A 21,312-nucleotide genomic window follows, 5' to 3' on the forward strand; every position below is an offset into this window, starting at 1 on the left:
AGTGTGTGCGGGGACAGAGGCGGGTTTATGCTGTGTGCGTCCGGTAACTCACCTCACCCAGATGTGGGATTCCACCCTTTTTTGAGTAACCCCAAGGAGACATCTCGTGAACGCACCCGTCGTGCTCATCGCTGACAAGCTGTCCTCAACAACCGTCGACGCACTGGGCGATACCGTGGAGGTCCGTTGGGTTGACGGCCCGAACCGGAAGGAGCTTCTCGCTGCCGTTGCCGAAGCTGAGGCCCTTCTTGTGCGTTCCGCGACCACCGTAGACCGTGAGGTTATCGAAGCTGCGCCGAAGCTGAAGATCATCGGTCGCGCTGGTGTCGGCCTTGATAACGTCGACATTGATGCCGCCACTGAGCGCGGCATCATGGTGGTCAACGCGCCGACTTCCAACATTCATTCCGCGTGCGAGCACGCAATTGCCCTGCTGCTGTCCACCGCGCGTCAGATCCCGGCGGCGGACAAGACCCTGCGCGACGCTGAGTGGAAGCGTTCGGCTTTTAAGGGTGTGGAGATCTACAACAAGACCGTCGGCATCGTGGGTTTTGGTCACATCGGTCAGCTTTTCGCCCAGCGGCTGCAGGCTTTTGAAACCGAGATCATCGCTTACGACCCTTATGCCAACCCGGCCCGCGCCGCTCAGCTCGGCGTTGAGTTGGTGGAGTTAGAGGAGCTTATGGGCCGCGCTGACTTTGTCACCATTCACTTGCCAAAGACGAAGGAGACCGCGGGCATGTTCGGTGCGCAGCTTCTGTCGAAGGCGAAGGAGGGCCAGATCATCATTAATGCTGCGCGTGGTGGGCTTGTTGATGAGCAGGCGCTTGCTGAGGCTATCGTGGCGGGCAAGATTCGCGGGGCCGGCTTCGATGTTTTTGCCACCGAGCCGTGCACTGACTCCCCGCTTTTCGGTCTGGATCAAGTTGTGGTGACCCCGCACTTGGGTGCGTCGACGGTGGAGGCGCAGGACCGCGCTGGTACTGATGTGGCTGCTTCCGTCCTTAAAGCTCTGGCAGGGGAGTTCGTGGCGGATGCTGTCAACGTCTCCGGTGGCCGCGCCGGGGAGGAGACGTCGCGTTGGTTGGAGCTGGCCCGCAAGTTGGGTCTTATTGCGGGCAAGTTGCTTGACGACGCCCCAGTTTCCCTCAAGGTCACCGCCTCCGGTGAGCTGTCCACCGAGGACGTGTCTGTGCTTGGTTTGTCGGCTGTGCGTGGGTTGTTCTCCGGTATTACTAGCCAACCCGTCACCTTTGTCAACGCCCCGCAGTTTGCCAAAGATCGCGGCCTTGAGTACAGCGTGCAGACTAAGTCCGAGGCGCGTATTCACCGCAGTGAGCTGGAGGTCCAGGTTGTTTCGGCCTCCGGTGATGTTCAAACGATTACCGGCGCGCTGACCGGGCTGGAAAATGTTGAAAAGATTGTGCGCATTAACGGCCGTGGTTTGGATCTGCGTGCGCAGGGCCGAAACATCTTCTTGCGTTACACGGACCAGCCGGGCGCGCTGGGCAAGGTGGGCACCAGGCTGGGCGATGCTGACATCAACATTGAGGCTGCCGCGATGACTCCGGTGAGCAAGGGCGATGGGGTCGTGTTGATCCTGCGTGTGGAAAAAGAGGTGCCGGAGGAGCTTGAGGCGGCTGTTGCCGAGTCGATTCAGGCTAGCTCTGTTCAGGTGTTGTTGGACTAGGGCTGCGTTCGTCTTTGGTGGCAGGGTCCGTGGGTGGTTTATCTGCGGGCCCTTTGTGCTGCCTGCTAGGATGACGCAAAAGTTCATCAGGTGAGAAAGGAATCTCAAAAATGAAGATCGCTGTGATCGCGGGAGACGGCATCGGCACCGAGGTGATGGAGCAAGGACTCAAGGTCCTCCACCGCGTGCGCTCCGACGTTGAGATCACCGACTACGACCTCGGTGCGCGCCGCTACCTGCGCAACGGCGAACTACTCACCGACGAGGACCTAGCCAGCCTGCGAGAACACGACGCGATCCTGCTTGGCGCGATCGGTGACCCAGACAAAGTACCAGCCGGAGTCCTCGAACGCGGCCTGCTTTTGCCGCTGCGTTTCAAATTGGACCATTTTGTCAACCTGCGCCCATCGCGGTTGTACCCGTCGTCGATAAGCCCCCTGGCAAACCCCGGCGAGATCGACTTCGTGGTGGTGCGCGAGGGAACCGAAAGCCTCTACGCCGGCAACGGCGGGACCCTGCGTCAGGGCACCCCACACGAAATCGCGTGCGAAGTCTCGCAAAACACCCGCTTTGGTGTGGAACGCCTCGTGCGCCACGCCTTTGAAACCGCCGCGTCGCGGCGCCGCAAACTCACCCTGGTTCACAAAACGAACGTCCTGGTCAACGCCGGCGGCCTGTGGGCGCGCACCGTCGAGGAAGTGGGCCGCGAGTTTCCACAGGTCGCGGTGGACTACAACCACATCGACGCCGCAACCATCTACATGGTCACCGATCCTCAACGCTACGACGTCATCGTCACCGACAACCTCTTTGGCGACATCCTCACCGACCTTGCGGGCGCGGTCACCGGCGGCGTGGGGCAGGCCTGCTCCGGAAACATCGACGCCTCACGCACCAACCCCTCCATGTTTGAGCCGGTTCACGGCTCGGCCCCCGACATCGCAGGCAAAGGCATCGCTGATCCCACCGCGATGATCCTATCGGTGGCCATGATGCTGCGCTGGCTCGGCGATGAGGCAGTAGCAACGCGCATCGAGGACGCGGTGGAAAAAGATGTAGCCGCCCGCGCAGACGCCCCGGTTCGAACCCAGGAGGTCGGCGAGCGCATAGCGGCCATGTGTGCGACCGGGTAGCAGTGAAGTAGGGTGGGTACGGTCCATGCGCGCCGCTAAAAGGCAAGCTCAACCCGAGGTGCTTTCGCCCCTTTTTTTATCATTGCAGAATCCCTGGCCCTCATCCGGGGCCCGAGGAGGAAAACCGCATGAGCCTACCTGCCGCTTCTTTCCGCCCGCTTTCTCTTTGCGCACTCGCCGCAGCGGCAACCCTGGTGCTCGCCGGGTGCAGCAATAGTTTCGTAGGCGGTGCGGGCCAGGTGAAAGAACTTGAGATGCAAGGCCCGGAAGTTCTCGCGGACGCCAACGGCTCCGGCGTGGACGTCTCCGCCCGCCTCTTCGACTCCTCCGATTCCGTGGTGGTGGCGGTCAACGACCGCGACGCCCAGTTGCGTGCGGTGGCGCTGGCCAACGACATTGGAGCGCCGCTTCTGGTGCGCACCCCGGGCTCGCAAGAAGCCGTCGACGCCGAAATTTCCCGCCTCGGCGCCTCCGAAGTCATCGAAGTCACCGCGGATTCACACCAAGAGGTTGAGCCGCTGGACGTGCCCGGCCCTGGCCGGGAGGCAGAAGCAATCGCAAAGCTGCAACCAGCACACCCGCTCGACATTGCATTGCCGCCGATGCTGGCAACCGAAGAGACGTCTGTGGCGGCTGCTGGCACCGCCAAAGCCGCGGGAGCTCACGTGAGCGTGGTTTTTACCGCAGACCCGCGCGCCACCGCCGAATCTATGCGTACCGTCAGCGAAAAAGACGCGATAGCGCTTGGACAGCAATGGGGCACAAGCGAGGAGTTTTCCAAGCGCGTCGAGCTAGCCGGAAACGGCGAGTTGCCAGGCGGCGGGGGTTTGCTCTTTCCAGGTCGACGCATGATCGCGCTCTACGGTCATCCTTCCGGCCCGGCGCTGGGCGTGCTGGGGGAGCAGCCACCGGCAGAGGCCGCGCAACGAGCCAAGGAATACGCCGAGAAGTATCAGGCGCTAGATACGCAGCCGATCATCCCGGCCTTTGAGATCATTGTCACGGTCGCCTCCAACAGCCCAGGCGACGACGGCGACTTTTCCAACGAGACTGATCCCACGCAGGTCGTGCCCTATATCGATGCGATCACCGAAATCGGCGGCTACGCCGTGTTAGACCTGCAGCCTGGCCAGGGTGATTTCCTCCGCCAGGCTAAGCTCTACAAAGAACTGCTCAAACGCCCCAACGTAGGTCTCGCCTTGGACGCCGAGTGGAAACTTCACCCAGGTGAGCAACCATTGTCGCGCGTGGGTTCTGCCACCGCCGAGGAAATCAACGTCGTCGCTGATTGGTTGGCGCAGCTAACCCGCGACAATAACCTGCCCCAGAAGGTCTTTGTGCTGCACCAGTTCCAGGTAGCCATGTTCCCGGATAGGGAAAATATCCGCACCGAACACCCCGAGTTGGCTTACGTTTTGCACGCCGATGGACACGGCACCCCGGGGCAAAAGTTCGACACTTTCAACGTCTTGCGCCAAGGGCTCGATCCGAACTTCCACCTGGCGTGGAAAAACTTTATCGACGAAGACACCCCCATGTTCACCCCGGAGCAGACCTTTCACGAGGTTGAGCCGCGCCCCTGGTTTGTCAGCTACCAATAATGTGCGGGCCTGAAGACGCCCGTTCAACGGGTTGCGCCGGGTTAGAGTTGGGGTATGAATGTTGAATTGGTCGAGATCGCGGCCTTTCTTGCCAACCACGAGCCTTTCGCCCGCCTGCCTGAGGACGTTCTCAACCAGCTACCAGCACAGATGGGCATAACCTATGTGCGCCGTGGCGAGGTGATCATTCGCGCCGGCGAGGACAACAGCTCCCTGTATGTGATCCGCTCTGGTGCGGTAGACGTCTCCGATAGCCAGGAGATCTTGTTGGACCGCCGCGACGCGGGCCGCAACTTCGGCTATTCTTCGCTTTTCGACGACCCCGTCTCCCGCTACACCATGACCGCGGTAGAAGACAGCCTTTTGCTGATGCTTCCGCGGGAGCATTTCCGCGAACTCCTCGCGCAGCACCCGTTCCTTGAGCGATACTTCTTGTCGCAGTCGAGGCGGATTCGCGCGGCTGCCGACGAACTGCGCAAAGAGCACGAAGAAGCCAACGTCATGCGCACCCCCGTCAGGGAGCTGCTCTCCGGTAAAGGAGTGGTCAGCATTGGGGCGTCGGCAAGCATTGCGCAAGCCGCGCAGCACATGGTGGAAAACCACGTCTCCTCCATCGTGATCGAAGGCGGCGAAGAACTAGGTATCCTCACCGACCGCGACCTGCGCTCGCGGGTCGTTGCCCGCAAGATCGACCCAGACACCCCCGTCGCGCAGGTGATGACTTCCCCGGTCCTTACGGTCAGCGAAGAAACCCTCGTGTTCGAGGTGATGCTGCTGATGAGCGAGCGTGGAGTACACCACCTACCAGTGCAAGGCGGCGACGGGCTCGTCGGCGTTGTCACCGGAACAGACATTATGCGCCCGTTGCGGGCCAACCCGATCTTCCTCGCCGCCGCAGTCGACCGGGCCAGCTTGGAAGATCTCAAAGACGCCTACGTGCGTGCGGCGGAGATCGCCAGCCGCTTTATGGAACGTGGCGCCTCCGCCTTCGAAACTCAACGGCTGCTGACCAGCATCGCCGATGCCGTGGCGCGGCGCCTGTTCGTGCTCGGCCAAGAGAAGTTCGGCCCGGCCCCAATTCCTTTCGCCTTCGTGGCGGTCGGCTCGCAGGCCCGCCACGAAATGGGTCCCGCGTCCGACCAGGACAACGCTTTGGTGCTAGACAACTCCTACGACGAGGAGAAACACGGGGAGTACTTCGCGCAGTTAACTGAATTTGTCTGCCGGGGGCTCGATGCGGCCGGTCAGGTGCTGTGCCCGGGTGACATGATGGCGATGAACCCGCAGTGGCGCATGACCGTCGACGAGTGGGACCGCACCTTCCACGGCTGGGTCACCGCCCCGAAACCGGATGCTTTGCTCTACGCCCAAGTCTTTTTCGACTTTCGCTGCATGGTCGGCGACAAACAAATGTCTGAGCGCGTCCACCAGGCGGCGCTGACGGCAGCGCGAGGTTCCAAGCGCCTCCACACCCACCTGGCGGCCTTGGCCACCTTCCGCGAACCACCCCTGGGATTTTTTCGGGGTCTGGTGGTGGAACGCAGCGGAGAATACGCCGACACCCTTGATGTCAAACGCGGCGGCACCGCGGCGGTGGTGCAAATGGCGCGCCTTTACGCAATCACCACAGGTGTCTCCGAGGTGGACACTTTGTCGCGGATCCGCGCCTCGGCAGGCAGCAGTTTGTCCCAACGTGGAGCAGATGATCTCATCGGCGCCTACGAGTACCTGTCCAACCTGGCTCTCCAGCAGCAGTCCAAGCAGGTACGCGAAGGGACACGCCCGAATTACCACATCGATCCGAAGCAGTTATCCGGCAGCGACCGTGACGCGCTGCGCGACGCTTTCGGGGTGATTAAGTCCCTGCAGTCTGCTTTAAGCAGCCAATACCCGGTGAGGGCGGTGTAGATGTTTAACTTGTTTTCTGCACGCGGTGCGGCTGATCCCACCCGCCTGCTCGCCGTCGACGTGGAAACAACCGGGCTGAAACCGGAGCGCGACCAACTAATTTCGGTGGGTTGGGTGCCCGTCAACGGTCGCGTGATCGACCTGTCCGGGGCACGGCACTTCCTCGTGGCTGGCGCCCAGGTAGGGGAGTCAGCGACCTTGCACGGTGTGACCGATGCAGACATCGAAAAAGATGGTGTGGAACTTGCGCACATCCTCGAAGAGTTCGAAAAAGACCTCGCCAACCGGCGCCTGCTTGCGCACTTTGCGCAGATGGAGTTGGGCTTTCTTGGCGCGGCAATGAAGCGGACCTACGGCAAGAAATGGAAAATCCGCGAGGCCGATGTGGCAGACACCTTCGTGATGGAGCGGCGTCACATGGAGCGGATGGGCACCTACCCACGTGGTGAGGACCTGCGCCTGGCGCGTGTGCGGGAGCGCTACGGACTTCCTTGGTACGGCAACCACAATGCGTTAAACGACGCCATCGCGTGCGCTGAGCTGTATCTTGCGCTAAGCAGCTCGCCTTACTGATACACGACTGTGAAGAATAGGTAAGCTCATCTCCATGCGTTTTGGAAGAATTGCGACACCCGAAGGGATGACCTTCGCAGTCATCAGTGATGAGGCAACCACGGCGAAGGCGATCGCGGGCACGCCTTTTACTGAACCGGAGTACACGGGCAAACAGTGGTCTTTGGATCAGGTACGTCTGCTTGCCCCCATGCTGCCGTCGAAGGTGGTGGCCATCGGCCGCAACTACGCCGACCACGTGGCGGAGGTATTCAAGCAGTCTTCCGAGCACCTCCCACCGACCCTGTTTCTCAAACCGCCCACGGCGGTCATTGGCCCGCACGCCCCGATCAAGATCCCGGAGTTTGCCACACGGGTGGAGTTCGAAGGTGAACTGGCCTTAGTTATCGGCAAGCCTTGCAAAAATGTCAAGGCCGCAGACTGGAGGTCGGTTGTGCGTGGAGTGACAATCGTCAACGATGTCTCCTCGCGTGACCTGCAGTTCGCCGACGGTCAGTGGGCGCGTGCGAAGGGCATCGACACTTTCTGCCCGCTCGGCCCTTGGATTGAGACTGACTTAGACAAGTTCGATTTCTCCGACCTGCCCATCAAAGCCCACCTCACCCACGACGGCACCAGAGAAACTAAGCAAAACTCCAATTCGGATCAAATGATCATGGATTTGGGCGAGATCATTGAATTCATCACCGCCTCCTTTACGTTGCTGCCCGGCGACGTGATTTGCACAGGATCGCCCGCAGGCACCGCCCCCATGGTCCCGGGCGACTACATTGAGGTGGAAATCCCCGGCATCGGCTCCCTGGGCAACCCGGTCGAGCGCGCCTAGCCGGGCAGTGCGGGCAACAGCGTCGCCCCTGTCGGCGTGGCGGTCGTTGCGCTAAAGGTGCCGCTGGAGCCCGAGCGCACGCATGATGGTGCGCAGTTTCGCGGTGGTTTCATCGAGCTCTGCTTGCGGGTCGGAGTCGGCGACTATGCCGCCTCCCGCCCACGCGCGTGCCGAGGCCCCGTCGCCTGCGACTTCTGCGCAGCGAATGGCAACCATGTATTCGCCGTCACCGCTGGCGTCGGTGTAGCCCACCGCCCCGGCGTAGAAACCGCGGTCGGATTCCGCGGTCGTAATGAGAGCTTCAGCAGCGTGCGTCGGCGTGCCACAAATCGCCGGTGTCGGGTGAACATGCACCGCGAGCTCCAAAGCGGTCATTTCCGGGTTCTTCAGCGTGCCCACCACCGGGGTAGCCAGGTGCCACATTTCGTTGGTGCGCGTAATCTGCGGCCGCGGTGCGATATCGAGCTTTTCGCAGTAGGGTTCGAGCTTCTCGCGCAGATGGTCGACGACAAACTGGTGTTCCTCAAGATCCTTGGCGCTGCTTAAAAGCTTCTCGACGGCTTCGCGGTCAGCGGCTTCTACTCCTGTGCGCGGGGCAGATCCGGCCATCGGGTAGGAGGACACGGTCCGGCCGTGGCGGCGCACAAGAACTTCGGGGGAGGAGCCGACCAGCATGTTGCCGGGGCGACCAGCAGGGGTGAGATCAGCGATGAAGCCATCGCGGTGGTAGGAGTTGTCAATGAGACGCGCCGCGACTAAAAGCGGGTCGACGGGCGGGTCGAAGCTGAGGTCGACGGCGCGGGCGAGGACGACCTTGCCCAGTCTTGAGGCTTGGATTGTCCCTACGGCGGCTTCTACTCGGCGCAAATGTTCTTCCGGCTCCGGGTCGTAGCCGGTGATGCTGGCGTGCAGAACTGAACCTTCACCTTGCCGGTAGTAGGAGTGGGGTTCAAGGGGGCCGTCTTCGCGGATTATTCTTTCCGGCACGGTCAGTGCCGCGGGCGCCCCCGTTTCAAAAGGCAACGCGCCGACAATCATGTCGACGCGGCCTTTTTCTAGGGCGTCAATGGCTGTGAAAACATCGGTAAATGTCTCGCGGGAGCCCTGGGTGCGTACAGAACCGTGCGCCCGGGACAAAAGGAAGTCCGGGGCGCTCGCGGGACGGTAGGCACACATGGGGAGACAGTGTAATACCTCGCCCCGGCCGCCTTAATCTAAGCACCGCTTCCACTTTTTCTGCGTCTTGTGGTGTGGCTAAGAGGAAGGCAGCAATCTGCGGGCGAAGGCGAGCAGGGCCACACCACCGATGAACGTGGTGATGCCGATTCCTGTGCTAAGCCCAGCCCACCAGTTCTGCGAGCGCCACCCGCCTGCCTGCGCCGCCTCAATGGATGCCGGCTGTGCAGGAGGCGATCCTGCCTGCTGCAAAACAGAGGGGGCAGGGGTTGGTGTGGAGTCCCGCTTCGTTGCCTGTGCGGCGGCAGCAGCGGAGCGTTTCGCTGCCGTGTTCTTTGCGGATGTATTTTCCGTTTTCTTCGCAACGCGCGACGGGCCCGCCGCACCCCGCATTGTTTCTCGCGGAGGGTTGCCCTGGGGCGCAGGCGTCGAGGTGGTGGGCTGTGCGCTTGGTGGGATAGTGTTTTTTGCCGCAGCGCGCTGGGTGGGGGTGGGTTGGGCGGTGCTGGTGCTCGTCGATGCGCTGAGGATCTCGTCGATATGGCGGTTGAAAGTGCCCCATTGTTTGTCCAACGCCGTAAATTCGCGTCCGATGTCGTTGATTTCGGCGGCGAGGCGTTCGGGCCCCTCGTCCGGGAGGCGCTGAGAGGAACAGGGGATACTTACCTGCCCGTTTGCGGCGTCGTTGATGGTTTTGTCCCCGACGAGGGCGAAAAACTCAATCTCGGCGGTTGTGTCGGTTTCGACCTTCATGACAATGCGGTAGGCGCCGGGTTGGGTAAACGCCCAGTTGACATGGTCGTGGCGCCCCGCGGCAAGTGTGTAGGCCGAAGCCGGATCGGCACTGTCAAGCAGAAAATCAATTGTGGTGCTGAGCTTGGTATGCCAGGCAAGGACGCGGCCCGGGCCTTGGACTGAGGCGAAAGAGAAGGTGGCGGGGGTGGAGATGTCCTCGGTTGAAAAGCCGAGCCACGGCACCCCGGCGGTTTGTGCCTGGTCGATGGCGTGAAAGGCTGCGCCGAGGGGTGCCGGTCCGCCTGCGCGCAGGGTGGTGTCGGGCACGGCGATACTGAAGCTACCGGAGGTGCGGTCGGTGCCTTCGTCACGGACTACCACGTCGTTGCCTGCGAGCACGTGGATGTCTTGGTGTCCGCTGCGGATGATGTGGCCGACGTTGACAGTGTGGTCAGCGGTGCAGGTTTCAGCGGCGAGTGCTGCGGGGACGTTGAGAAGCGGAAAGCTCAGTGCTGCGACGGTTAGTGCGGCAGCGAGGCGGGTCATGGGGTTCCTTTCCGGTTGTGGCGCGCGGGTGCGATAAGCCACGCGGCGAGAAAGACAGCGGTGACGCTCAGCACGATGGTGGCGCCGGTGGGCAGGTCGAGTGCCCACGATAGGTAGATGCCCACCACCGCGGAGACTGCGCCGATCGCGGCGGCCAGCGCCGTCATGGTGTGTAAGTGGTCGGTGAGAAGGCGGGCGGCGGCCGCTGGGGTAATCAACAGTGCGAGCACGAGAATGTTGCCGATGGTGCGCACCGAAATCACCACCGCTGCGGTCACGGCGAGGTAGAGCACGAGGTCAAGCGCAAAGACAGGCAAGTTCATGGCGCGGGCGGTTTCGCGGTCCAGCGCGACCGCGGTGAGCTGCGGGGTCAGGGCAAAAAGCAGCCCGCTTATCGACGCCCCCACAACCGCCGCCACCATTATGTCGCGCTCTGTGACACCGGTAATTGAGCCGAAAAGCACGTTTGTCAGCGACGCGGTGTAGCCCTGTACGCGAGAAATGAGGATGATTCCGAGGGCGAAGCTGGCGGCGAAGAAGATCCCGATGACGGTGTCCTCTTTAATGCGGCGGCGTTGGGAGAACACGGCGATGAGCACCGCTACTGCCGCGCCGGCGAGTGCGCCCCCGGCAAGAAGGGAAAACTGTAGTGCGAAGGCGACCGCGATGCCGGGAAAGACGGCATGTGCCACGGCGTCGCCGATAAAGGCCATGCCGCGCAGCACCACATGGGTTCCAACTACGGCGCACACAATTGCGGAAATCAATGACACTAACAACGCGCGGGGCAGAAAGCTCAGCGAGGGGTTGGTGAGGTCGTGGAGGAAATCAGCGATGGACAGCATTAGGAGCTCACCCCCACGGACGCCAAAAGAGGGGAGCCGGGACGCACACCGAAGGTGTCCATCCAGGGGGAAGGCTCGCTAAGATCATCTGTGGCGCTGTCGGCGATCACGGTGCGGTTGAAAAGTACGATCCTGCTGCAGGTGTGGACTGCCTCGGCAAGGTTGTGGGTGGACATGACTATTGCGGTGCCTTGCGCGGCGAGTGCGCCGAACAGGTCAAGAAGCTGCTCGGTGCTGGGGATGTCGAGTCCGGTGAAGGGTTCGTCGAGAAGCAAAAGGCGAGGGCGAGTGGCCAGGGCCCGGGCAACAAGCACCCGTTGGCGTTGCCCGCCGGACAACTCGCCGATGGGGCGGTGGTCTAGCTCCGTCAAGCGCACCCGCGCAAGAGCGTCATCGACGGCCTCGTGATCTGCGGCGCTGGGCCGGCGCAGCCACCCGATTAACCCCGTGCGACCGCCGAGCACAGCCGCGCGAACGTCGATGGGGAAGTCCCAGGCCACATCGTGGCGTTGCGGAACGTAACCAACCAGGCGCCTTAGCGCCTTGCCGGTGTGGCCCGCAATATCAACCCCACCCTCAGTGGCTGGCACCAGGCCGAGAACGGCGCGCAAAAGGGTGGTTTTGCCTGCACCGTTGGGGCCCAAAAGGCCCACAAACTCGCCCTTAGCCACCCGCAGGCTGGTGTTGCTGACCACCGGACGGCCCGAAAGCGAAACGCTGACCTTATCTATGCGCAACAAGCTCATCGGCGCGCCGCCTTCTGGCGTAGAGCCACCAAAGGTCCGCCGATGACGACGGCCAGCAGCAGCCCAGCTACGGCGAAAAACACCACTGTGCCAGCGCCGGATTTAGAAGAGGTTTCCTCGGCTGCGGCAGTCTCAGGCAGAGCACCTTCCCATTCAGTAAAGTGCGCGGCGGCCGGATCGGTGTTTTCGCCCACGGCGAAGGTGAGGATTTGGGTGTCGGTGAACTCAGTGCCGTCGTTGAGTGGTGCGGTGATAGTAAGCGCCACCTTATGTATGCCGGGTTCAGTAAACACCCAGTTGGCGTGGGTGTGTGTGTTGAGCTGCGCCCAAAACGTCTGGGTTGAATCAGCGGAGCTTAACCACAGCACCTGGGGTGGTTCGAAACCGCCGTTTTGCAAAAACAGGCTGAAATCACCCGGGCCCTGGTGGCCAGCAAATTCAAAAGTCACGCCCTGATCGGCGGCGTTAAGCAGCGACGGCGACTGCGTGTTCCACCCAAGCCACGGCACCCCGGCGACCTCCGTTTGCGGCACAACCCACACGGTTTCACCGGGCGCGGCGCCGACGAAAGCGAACTCATCGCCTGCGGGTAACTGCTGGGCAGCGGCGTTTGAGACGTAAAAAACCACGTCGTCGAGGTGGCGCCACACAGGTGAGGTGGCGGTATCATCGCGGGCGAACAGCCCCTTGGAAGGGGCGAGCATTGGGCCTAAGTCCACGTGACCCGAGTCGATGGTGGTTAACTCGCCCGGGGGTGCGACATGCTCGGCGGCGTCGACGTGTTGGGTCAGTGCCGGGTCGATGGGTGCCTGTTGGCCTGCGGCCCAAGGAGCTACCCCCAAAGGTGCTGAACCCACGAGCAGTCCCGCGGCGGCAATTATTGCAAGTGGCGTGCGCATCTTCATCATGTCCTTTCTCACCGTTTGCTCAGGCATAAAGCCAAGCTGTCGGCGTTAGTTGTCATCAATTCGAGGTATGTCGGGGCGCTGTCATCGAGGGTGTCTCCGTGAATGGGGCAGACCTCAACTCCGTGTGTTGCGGCGGACTGCGTCAGGGTAGTGGGCGTGTGGGCCAGTGTCGGCTCCACAAAAACAGCCGGAACCTGTAGGTTTTCCAAGGTGCGAGAGAGTGCCATGACATCGCGTGGAGTCGGCTCCACGGAAGGGTTGGGGCTGACAAAACCCGCGATCTTTATTCCGTAGGCACGCCCGAGGTAGGCGTAGCCGTGGTGGGTAGTCACCAGGTAGCGTTTTTCTTTCGGAATTGAGTTGATTTTGTCGCGCACGTAGGTGTCTGCTGCGGCAACGCGCCTTAAGTAGGCTTCGGCGTTGTTGCGGTAGTGGGCGGCGCCGGCGGGGTCCACACGGATCAGCTCGTCGCGGATTTCTTCCACCATGGCGGCAGCCGCTGCGGCGTCGTGCCACACGTGGGGGTCTATCTCGCCGTGGATGTGTTTGCCCAACACTGCCTGCGGCAGCAGGTATGTCTCCGTGCCGGGCCTGCCTAGGAAGCGAAACTGCGGGTCGCCTGGGATCGGCTGCAAGGTGGTGGAGGGCACCGCGATGATGGCGGAGTCCGGTGAGAGTTCTTCGCGCCCACCCAGCGGGGTATCGCGCACCAGGGTGATGCGCTTGCCGGCGGTAATGTCGACGTGCCCGGAGTCAATCACGTCGGCGTTGGTGTTTGCTGCAATCGTGTTTGCGTCCACCCCGACAGCGATTGTCACATCTGCCTTCGCGGCACCGCTTTCAAAGCGCAGTGTGTATTTGCCGGGGCGGGAAAAAGCCCAGGAAACGTGGGTGTGTGCCCCGGCAGGCAACTGCACTGAATCTGACTGGTTTATTCCGTCTGCAGTGTTAAACAGCACCTCCGGGCGGCCGAAGGTGGTGGTGATATAGGCGGCGGCGTCGCCTGGCCCGTCGGCTTGGCTGAGGCGAAGGTCGACGGGGGTGGTTGCGGCTAAGTCAGTGGCGCTGCGCAGCCCCAGCCACACCGTATCAAGGGAGGCGTTTTCTACCAGGGGAATCAACTCGCCGCCGTGGTTGGTAATTTTCTCAGCCACCGGAACAACCGGGGTGTTGTCTTGTGCGGTGCTAGACACCGTGGCTGCGAGCGACGTCGGCTCGAGTAGCAGCCCATTGGTCAGCACCAGGGCGGCGTTTGCGATGTCGCGTACCGCCCGCAGCCCCGGTTCGAAGGTGTGCGGGTCCGCGCTCGGCGGCATCAACCCGCGCACGTGGGCGCGCTCGCCTGCGACGTTGCGCGCCAGATCCGTGATAATTGGCGTGGTGGCGACCACTAGCGGGGTGTCCGGAGCTGGATCAGCGGCGGGCGCTGCAGTTTGAGACAGGCCAAAGGCCGCCGCGCTGATGATAGCGACGGCGGCAGCGAGGCCGGGTAAAACAGTGCGAAGCCTCACTTTTTCGCCCTGCCTGTCAGCACGGCCAGGCGCACCACACCGGCTCCGAGCGCAATCATGCCCAGCCCGAGTGCGGCGTAGGGAAGGGTCATGAAGGTGGAACCAGTCTGCGCCAAAGTGCCCTTCGCGTTTTGGGAGGCGTTGGACGATCCGCCCACACCTGCGGCGCCGCAGTCGCCGCCAGCCGCGTTAAATTCTGCGCCGAGGTCGAAGTGTCCATCGTTTGCTGCGCTGGCGCCGCCGCCGACGTGGAAGGTCAGCACCCCAGCGCCGGAATAGGTTTTTCCGTCTTTGCTTGCCGACTGTTTGATGCCCACCTTGTAGGTACCGGGCGCGCTAAACAGCCACACGGGATGGACGTGTGAGTTTGGGGCGATGGTGTGGGTTCCAAAGCCACGGCCGTTGTCGGCGTTGAACCATTCTTCGCCGACTATTTGGCCTAACCCCCCTTGGGTGTAAACGCTCATCGCGCCGGGGCCGTCGAAAGAGACAAGCTCCCAGGTGACGGGACCTAGACCTGCTTCCAGCATGCTGGGGTGTTGGGTGTTTGCGCCAAGCCACGGCACGCCGGGCTCCTGGGTTGCGCCGATCATCCATACTTCACCGGCGGGCACGGGCCCTACGGCGGAGGGCAGCGATTTCTTCGCCGTAGGGCCGAGGGAGAACTCTAGGGATTGAGGGCTGGCCCACGTTGCAGGCACGCGGCGGTCGTCTTTGATCAGTGGCACCAAACCTGGCACGCAGGCATTATCAGGTGCGGCTTGCTTTTCGACGTCCACCTGCCCCTGCCCGCCTGCATCGCGCGCTTGCACGGAGTGGCTAGGGGTAAGTGCGGCGTTGCTCTCAGTGCTGGATCGTGCACTGGCGTCTGGGCCGTTGTTCTCGTTGGTGCTGCTTTTCGCACTGGTGTTGGCGGTGGTTGTGGCGTTGTCGTTGCCCACCGTCCAGGTGTAGGTGGCGGTGTTGCTTTCCACTGAAGTGCCCCAGGTTTTGTTCCGTTTGAGTAGATGGGAAAATCTGGAACATGCCGAGGAAATTTGACCAGGATGCGAAGGACCGCGTTGTCCGTCTCGTTGAAGACCGTATCGTGGCGGAAAATCTTTCGATGCAAGACGCATGTCAGGCTGTCGCACCCAAACTGGGTGTCTCGTGGCACACAGCCCGACAGTGGACGCAGGCTGCTCGCCGCGACGGACGAGTCCCTGATCATTTGCCTGAAGACTTGGCTGCTGAAAACGCCAGGCTACGGCGCGAAGTTCAGGAGCTACGTGACACCAACGAGCTGTTGAAAGCTGCCTCGGCTTTTTTCGCATCGGAACTCGGCCCAACACGTCGGAAATGATCCGGTTCGTCGACGACTATCGGGATCGTTTCACGGTCGAGTTCATCTGTGCGACGTTAAAGAATAATCGTGAAGGTGGCTTCATTACCTCGCGTGGTTACAGGCAGTCGAAAGCCCGGGGCTTAAGTGCCCGCGCACTTCGTGACGCAGCTGTCATGGAGCATGTTCGCCAGGTTCACGCAAACAATTACGGCGTTTACGGCGTGCGGAAAATGTGGCGTGCCCTTCGACGTGAAGGCATTCATATCGGCCGCGAGCAGACCGCCCGCCTGATGCGCCTGGCCGGTCTGTCCGGCAAAGGCAAAGGAGGTGCACCTCGCACGACCCGCAAGCCGAAGGGGCCGGATGTGCGACCTGATCTGGTCAATCGTGAATTCAGAGCGCCAAGCCCCAACCGACTGTGGGTGGCTGACATCACCTATGTGCGCACGCGGAAAGGCTTCGTCTACACCGCATTTGTCACTGATGTGTATTCCCGCAGGATTGTCGGGTGGGCGTTGTCAGACTCGATGCGTACCGAGGCGTTGCCTCTGCAGGCGCTGAACCAAGCGATTGTGTGTGCGAAGAAAACCGAAGGTCTAGTTCACCATTCGGACCACGGCTCGCAATACGTCAGCATCATCTACAACGAGCGTCTGGGTGAGCACGGGATCGCTGCGTCTACTGGGACGGTCGGTGACTCCTACGACAATGCTCTGGCTGAAAACGTTAACGGTTCCTACAAGAATGAACTCATTCAAACTCGGAGGTGGGCGGACGTTGTCGAGGTGGAAATCGCGACGTTTGAATGGGTGAATTGGTGGAACGAATCACGGCTCCACCAGTCCCTAGACTACCGCACGCCGGCGGAGGTTGAATCAGAATTTTGGAGCAAAAGCTCAGCTCAGGACATAATGGAAATCAAGGCACATGCCTAGGAACAAAACCCGGGGCACTTCACACCGTGGTACCGGAAGTGTTCGTGCCGGAGGCGGAGACCTCCATGGTGTATTGGCCGGGTTCGGTAAATGCCCAGTTGATGTGGCGGTGCGCCGGGTTAGCTTGGGTGATTGTGGTGCCGGAGGAAAGGTGGAGGGATCCGTCTGCCACGACAGAGTTGATGCCTCCTAAACCGCCGGTTTCGAAAATGTAGATCTCGCCGGGGCCGCTGACCCGCTTGAAGTTGAGGTCGATGGTGCTAAACCCCGCACCGGCGACAGATTGGGTATCCCACCCGGGCCAAATCAGATCCGCTTGTTGCGTTTGCGGAAGGTAGTAGGTGGCCCGGTCGATTCCAGGCACCGCGGAAGTCTCCTCCGACCAGGCGGCCTCAGCTACGTGGAGGATCACGGACTCTGGTGAGCGGCGTACCGCAGACCCGGTGACGTCCTCTTTCATGTCCAGCTCGAGGGCATTCCCGGGTGCAGTGACGTGGAAGGCGTCGACGTGTCCGGTGTCGAACACGACAGTGTCTGCTTGTGCAGGCGAGGCGGCACCGAAAACGATTGTGGGGATTAACGCGAGGATGAAAGCAGCGACCGCAGGCAGACGGCGGGTGCTAAGCATGTAAAACCTTTCTGTTCTCTGCGAACGGATGCTTGGCTAGAAGCGGGGCAGGTAGGGGCGGATCAGCTCCTGAAGGGCGGGGGCTTTATTGATCAGGAAGTAGACCACGGCACCGGCGAAGGCGGCGCTCATCAGCCACGCGAGCACGACGAGTACATCGGAGGGCTCGCCTGACAGTTCCGGCATCTTCGGAGGTTGTGGTTTCTCCGAGGGCTTCGGCTCGGTCGGCTTGGTGCTCGGCTCGGTCGGCTTGGTGCTCGGCTCGGTCGGCTTCGTGCTCGGCTCGGACGGCTTCGTGCTCGGCTCGGACGGCTTAGTGCTCGGCTCGGACGGCTTCGTGCTCGGCTCGGACGGCTTCGTGCTCGGCTCGGTCGGCTTCGTGCTCGGCTCGGTCGGGTTCTGGCAGTCTTTTACTGCGGCGTCTCCGATGGCGATGGTGAGGGTTTGCTTCGCGGAGGTCAGTGCGGTGCCGTTTTTGGCTTTTGCCGAGTACCACGTGTCGAAGGTGTAGATGCCCGGTTTGGTAAATGCCCAGTTGGTGTGGGTGTGGGTGGCGTAGGCCGTTTCGATGACGGTGTCGCCGTCTTTGGTGCTGAGCAGGTTCTCAATCTCGTTGCCCAGCCCCTTGACTAGGAACATGCCCATGTGGCCGCCTGTCGGGGCGCTGGTTGGTTCGATGTGGAGATCGACGGTGCCGTCGATCAGCGAATAGTCGATGTCTTGGGTGTTGTAGCCCGGCCAAATCACGTCGGGGTTTTGCGTCATCGGCAGCAGGTAAAACTCGGAGCCCTCTTTGCCCAGGTAATCCAGGGCAGGGTCGAGCAGGAGGGAGCCCTTGCGGGTCTGGCGGGAGTTGTCGTGGGCGCCGAGGACGACGTCGGAAAGCGCGCGATCGTGCGCGCCGCGTTCGATCAGCCCCGTCTCGTCTTTGAGCACCAGACCGAAACTGTCTTTACTGCCGGTGGCTTTAATGTCCACGTGGCCGCGGTCGAGGACATAAGCGCCGTGGCAGGTCAGCGGCTTGGGGGCGTCCGCGCTCGTCGAAGCCTCTTTGCGTTCCAGCTTTGCGCGTAGCGTCTGTTTCACCCCCGCCTCGTGCGGCTTTTCCATTGCCACGGTGTGTGCGGTTGCGTTCATCGTGGGGTGGGGCAAAACAATCAGGCGTACCTGCCTGGTGTCGAGGTCGCCGTCGTCTTCAAAGAGAAACTCAGCATGGCCGTTTTCGATGGTGGCTTCAAAGGCTTCATCAGAATAGGTGGAATCGGCGTCCGTATAGATCCCACCGCGCAAAAAGCCGCGGAAAGTCGAGTCATCGAAGTCGAGCGTGACACGGGTGTAGCCGTCTTCTTCCGCCGGGGTGATCTCCGCGGTAAAGGAAGTGTCTACCAGTTCGTGAGGCTCAAGGGCCAAATCTGTGTTGATCTCAGGCTGTGTCGGTTCCATGATCGCGGCTTCGCCCGCGCTGGAACTTACAGAGGACTCTCGGCCCGTCTCGACGGTAAGGGCCGGTGAGGACCAGCGCGCACCTTCACCTGCCGGGGTGAACACGGCCTGCAATTGGGAGGTTTCGGGGACCAGCATCTCATCCCAGGTGGCCTCGCCGTTGTCGACTGGGAGGTCGGTGAGGAAGTGGCCGTCGATAAGCAAAGTCAGCGTGCCTTTTAACGTGCTGTCCTTCGAAGTAAAACTCAGGCGGGTGAGGTTGTTATCGCCGTCGCGTGAAGGTTGAGGCAGCGCGGCGGCGGAGAAAGTGTAGTCCGCGTCGGTGAGGTTGCCGGCGGGAGCGGCCTCGTAGCGTTGCTGGGTGGACGGGGTCGGAGTCTCTCGCGGCTGCTGCCCGCCGACCTGGATGGCGAGCGTGGAAAGCTGCGAGGAAATGAGCTTGCCGTGGGTGTCGCGCGCAACCGTGCGAAACGTCAAAGCGTAGCGGCCAGGTTTGGTGAAGGTGGTGTAGTTGTGGGTGTGCGTGCCGGCGGTTAAAAGAGCTGAGCGGGGTCCGTCACTGGCCGAGGAAAGCATGTGGCGGAAACCAGCCGGATCGTCGTACCAGGTGAACATGTCTACTCGGCCCGGGCCGTCGACGGATACCAAGTCGAGTGTGGCGTAGCCGTCGCGGAAGGTGTCAACGGGAATGTCGGTGTCCGCGCCGAAGCCGAGCCAGACCGGGTCGTGGTTGCCTGAGCTGACAGCGGGGGCGGAGTAGACGGTGTCGCCGGGGGCGCCCAAGAAGGACATTTTCGGGTTTTCGGGCACGGTGAACTGGTACTGGCTTTGGCCTGCTCGGCCCCAGCCTTTACCAATCCACACCACGGATTCGTTGAGGCCGACGGTGGTGTCCCTGAAGGAGGTTTTCAGGTCGAAGGTGTCGCCTTGCCAGTAGGTTTTGGGGGCGTCGACATGCGATTTGGTGGCGACTGTCTTGCCGTCGTCGGGCCCGGCTGTGGCGACGGCTGCGGTGATGGGGGAGATAAGCGCGGCGGTAGTCAGCGCGGCGATGGCGACGCGGAGGTGGCGAGGCACGGACATGGTCCCTTTCTTTGTCGGGTCGGGTGGTCAGCTATGGGCCTTAAGATAGCTAATGGAAATAGATTCCATTAAGCCTTTACCCCCGTGACCTCGCCCAAGCTGCACTGATGAAAACTATTTTCATTACCCCCGCCGGCGAGACTCCCAAACCAGCACGCGGCAGGCAGGAAAGTAACATGGCCTACATGACTGACGTACGAGTTCGCTTCTGCCCATCGCCCACCGGCACCCCACACGTGGGCATGGTGCGCACAGCCCTATTCAACTGGGCCTATGCGCGCCACACCAAAGGAACCCTGGTGTTTCGCATCGAAGACACCGACGCCGCCCGCGATTCCGAGGAGTCCTACCAAGCGATCATCGATTCGCTGACCTGGCTCGGCCTCGACTGGGACGAAGGAGTAGTCAAGGGAGGCCCACACGAGCCCTACCGCCAGTCCCAACGCATGGACATCTACAAAGAAGTCCTGGACAAGCTCATCGAAGCCGGTGAGGTCTACCCGGCCTACTCCACCAACGAGGAAGTCCAAGAACGCCACAAAGCGGCAGGCCGCGACCCGCAACTTGGATACGACAACTACGACCGCGAACTTTCCGAGGCCCAAATCGCCGCCTTCGAGGCCGAAGGCCGCAAACCCGTCTGGCGCCTGCGCATGCCGGATCAAGACTGGACCTGGACCGATCTGGTTCGCGGCGAGGTGACCTTCAAGTCCGACACGCAGCCCGACTACGTGGTGGCCCGCTCCAACGGCGCACCCCTCTACACCCTGGTCAACCCGGTCGACGACGCCCTTATGCAAATCACCCACGTATTGCGCGGCGAAGACCTCCTTTCTTCCACCCCGCGCCAGATGGCCATGTACGAAGCGCTCAAGCGCATCGGCGTGACAGACTTCACCCCGCAATTTGGCCACCTGCCCTTCGTAATGGGCCAAGGAAACAAAAAGCTGTCCAAGCGCGACCCCGAATCCAACTTGTTTAACCACCGCGACAACGGCATCATCCCCGAGGGGATGATCAACTACCTTGCCTTGCTGGGCTGGTCGCTATCCGCCGACAAAGACATCTTCACCGCAGACGAGCTCGTCGCCGCCTTCGACGTCTCCGACGTACTGGGCAACCCGGCACGCTTCGACCAGAAAAAACTCGAGGCGATCAACGCCGACCAGATCCGCCTGCTTGAAGCAGCAGACTTCGCCGCGCGCCTGCGCGACTACCTCACCGAGTTCACGGACTTTCCCGCGGACTACCCAGCCGACAAATTCGCCGTCGCAGCCGACCTCGTACAAACACGCATCAAAGTGCTTTCCGACGCCTACAGCCTGCTCAAGTTCCTCGTCACCGCCGACGTCGACCTCGAACTCAACGACAAAGCCGCGCGCAAAAACCTCAAGGAGGCCGCGATCCAGCCTCTCGACGCCGGCATTGTCGCCCTCGAGGTGCTCGGCGAAGGGGAGTGGACCACCGCCAAGATCGAGGCCGCGCTGAACAAAGCGCTCATCGAGGACCTCGACCTCAAACCGCGTACCGCCTTCGGGGCGCTTCGCGTGGGCATCTCCGGCGAAGCCATCTCCCCGCCGCTGTTTGAGTCCATGGAGCTTCTCGGCCGGGAATCCACCCTGGCCCGCCTGCGCGCAGCGCGCGCAGCGACGCCGTACGCCCCAGCGGCACAATAGCAACGCGCGTGACATTAGCAGATGA

Annotated in this window: 17 protein-coding genes; 8 read left to right on the forward strand and 9 right to left on the reverse strand. The window is 61.8% G+C overall.

Going from position 1 to position 21,312, the window contains the following annotated elements; all coding sequences use genetic code 11:
* Positions 1–106 precede the first annotated feature (106 nt).
* The 6 genes from serA to VLL26_RS02850 all read left to right on the forward strand — a co-directional run bounded on the left by serA (position 107) and on the right by VLL26_RS02850 (position 7,731).
* Complete coding sequence (gene serA, locus VLL26_RS02825; protein ID WP_342319610.1) at positions 107–1,690, forward strand: phosphoglycerate dehydrogenase; 1,584 nt, start codon at positions 107–109, stop codon at positions 1,688–1,690.
* A gap of 110 nt (positions 1,691–1,800) precedes the next feature.
* A complete protein-coding gene (locus tag VLL26_RS02830; RefSeq protein WP_342319611.1) occupies positions 1,801–2,823 on the forward strand; it encodes a 3-isopropylmalate dehydrogenase in 1,023 nt (340 codons plus the stop codon).
* A 128-nt stretch (positions 2,824–2,951) separates the two neighbouring features.
* Positions 2,952–4,424 (forward strand): cell wall-binding repeat-containing protein, encoded by a 1,473-nt coding sequence (locus tag VLL26_RS02835; RefSeq protein ID WP_342319612.1) that lies wholly within the window; start codon positions 2,952–2,954, stop codon positions 4,422–4,424.
* A gap of 54 nt (positions 4,425–4,478) precedes the next feature.
* On the forward strand, positions 4,479–6,332 hold the full coding sequence (locus tag VLL26_RS02840) for a DUF294 nucleotidyltransferase-like domain-containing protein (RefSeq protein WP_342319613.1): 1,854 nt from the start codon (positions 4,479–4,481) through the stop codon (positions 6,330–6,332).
* On the forward strand, positions 6,333–6,905 hold the full coding sequence (locus tag VLL26_RS02845) for an exonuclease domain-containing protein (protein WP_342319614.1): 573 nt from the start codon (positions 6,333–6,335) through the stop codon (positions 6,903–6,905).
* Between the two features lie 34 nt (positions 6,906–6,939).
* Positions 6,940–7,731: a fumarylacetoacetate hydrolase family protein gene (locus VLL26_RS02850; RefSeq protein ID WP_342319615.1), complete on the forward strand. Its 792-nt coding sequence runs from the start codon at positions 6,940–6,942 to the stop codon at positions 7,729–7,731.
* 51 nt (positions 7,732–7,782) lie between these two features.
* Here VLL26_RS02850 and VLL26_RS02855 read toward each other — a convergent pair whose 3' ends face one another.
* The 7 genes from VLL26_RS02855 to VLL26_RS02885 form a co-directional block, all read right to left on the reverse strand.
* Entirely contained in the window at positions 7,783–8,907 is a 1,125-nt protein-coding gene (locus VLL26_RS02855; RefSeq protein ID WP_342319616.1) for an isochorismate synthase, read from the reverse strand.
* Positions 8,908–8,985: 78 nt separating this feature from the next.
* Entirely contained in the window at positions 8,986–10,188 is a 1,203-nt protein-coding gene (locus VLL26_RS02860; protein WP_342319617.1) for a choice-of-anchor M domain-containing protein, read from the reverse strand.
* Entirely contained in the window at positions 10,185–11,033 is an 849-nt protein-coding gene (locus tag VLL26_RS02865; protein WP_342319618.1) for an anchored repeat-type ABC transporter permease subunit, read from the reverse strand. Before VLL26_RS02865 ends, VLL26_RS02860 begins: the two co-directional genes overlap by 4 nt.
* Positions 11,033–11,779 carry an anchored repeat-type ABC transporter ATP-binding subunit gene (locus tag VLL26_RS02870; RefSeq protein ID WP_342319619.1) on the reverse strand — a complete coding sequence of 249 codons (747 nt, stop codon included), beginning with the start codon at positions 11,777–11,779 and terminating at the stop codon, positions 11,033–11,035. Before VLL26_RS02870 ends, VLL26_RS02865 begins: the two co-directional genes overlap by 1 nt.
* The gene (locus tag VLL26_RS02875) at positions 11,776–12,678 is read right to left on the reverse strand and encodes a choice-of-anchor M domain-containing protein (protein WP_342319620.1); all 903 of its coding nucleotides are present in this window, start codon (positions 12,676–12,678) and stop codon (positions 11,776–11,778) included. Before VLL26_RS02875 ends, VLL26_RS02870 begins: the two co-directional genes overlap by 4 nt.
* Before the next feature lie 17 nt (positions 12,679–12,695).
* A complete protein-coding gene (locus tag VLL26_RS02880) occupies positions 12,696–14,198 on the reverse strand; it encodes an anchored repeat ABC transporter, substrate-binding protein (protein ID WP_342319621.1) in 1,503 nt (500 codons plus the stop codon).
* Complete coding sequence (locus tag VLL26_RS02885) at positions 14,195–15,172, reverse strand: choice-of-anchor M domain-containing protein (RefSeq protein ID WP_342319622.1); 978 nt, start codon at positions 15,170–15,172, stop codon at positions 14,195–14,197. The genes VLL26_RS02880 and VLL26_RS02885 overlap by 4 nt, the downstream gene beginning before the upstream one ends.
* A 50-nt stretch (positions 15,173–15,222) precedes the next feature.
* Here VLL26_RS02885 and VLL26_RS02890 point away from each other — a divergent pair.
* Positions 15,223–16,457, forward strand: a protein-coding gene (locus VLL26_RS02890; RefSeq protein WP_342319623.1) for an IS3 family transposase whose coding sequence is annotated in 2 segments (ribosomal slippage) — positions 15,223–15,511 and positions 15,511–16,457 — 1,236 coding nt in all. Because the reading frame shifts where the segments join, the coding sequence is not laid out codon by codon here.
* 19 nt (positions 16,458–16,476) lie between these two features.
* On the opposite strand, the gene VLL26_RS02895 is transcribed toward VLL26_RS02890, so the two are convergent.
* Both VLL26_RS02895 and VLL26_RS02900 read right to left on the reverse strand, forming a co-directional pair.
* On the reverse strand, positions 16,477–17,085 hold the full coding sequence (locus VLL26_RS02895; RefSeq protein WP_342319624.1) for a choice-of-anchor M domain-containing protein: 609 nt from the start codon (positions 17,083–17,085) through the stop codon (positions 16,477–16,479).
* Between the two features lie 36 nt (positions 17,086–17,121).
* Positions 17,122–19,611, reverse strand: a complete 2,490-nt coding sequence (locus VLL26_RS02900; RefSeq protein WP_342319625.1) for a choice-of-anchor M domain-containing protein — start codon at positions 19,609–19,611, stop codon at positions 17,122–17,124.
* Between the two features lie 176 nt (positions 19,612–19,787).
* Here VLL26_RS02900 and gltX point away from each other — a divergent pair, with 176 nt between their 5' ends.
* Positions 19,788–21,287, forward strand: a complete 1,500-nt coding sequence (gene gltX, locus VLL26_RS02905) for a glutamate--tRNA ligase (RefSeq protein WP_342319626.1) — start codon at positions 19,788–19,790, stop codon at positions 21,285–21,287.
* The last annotated feature ends 25 nt before the right edge of the window (positions 21,288–21,312 follow it).

Origin of the sequence: Corynebacterium sp. BD556, from assembly GCF_038452275.1 — a bacterium.
GTDB classification, from domain to species: domain Bacteria; phylum Actinomycetota; class Actinomycetes; order Mycobacteriales; family Mycobacteriaceae; genus Corynebacterium; species Corynebacterium mayonis.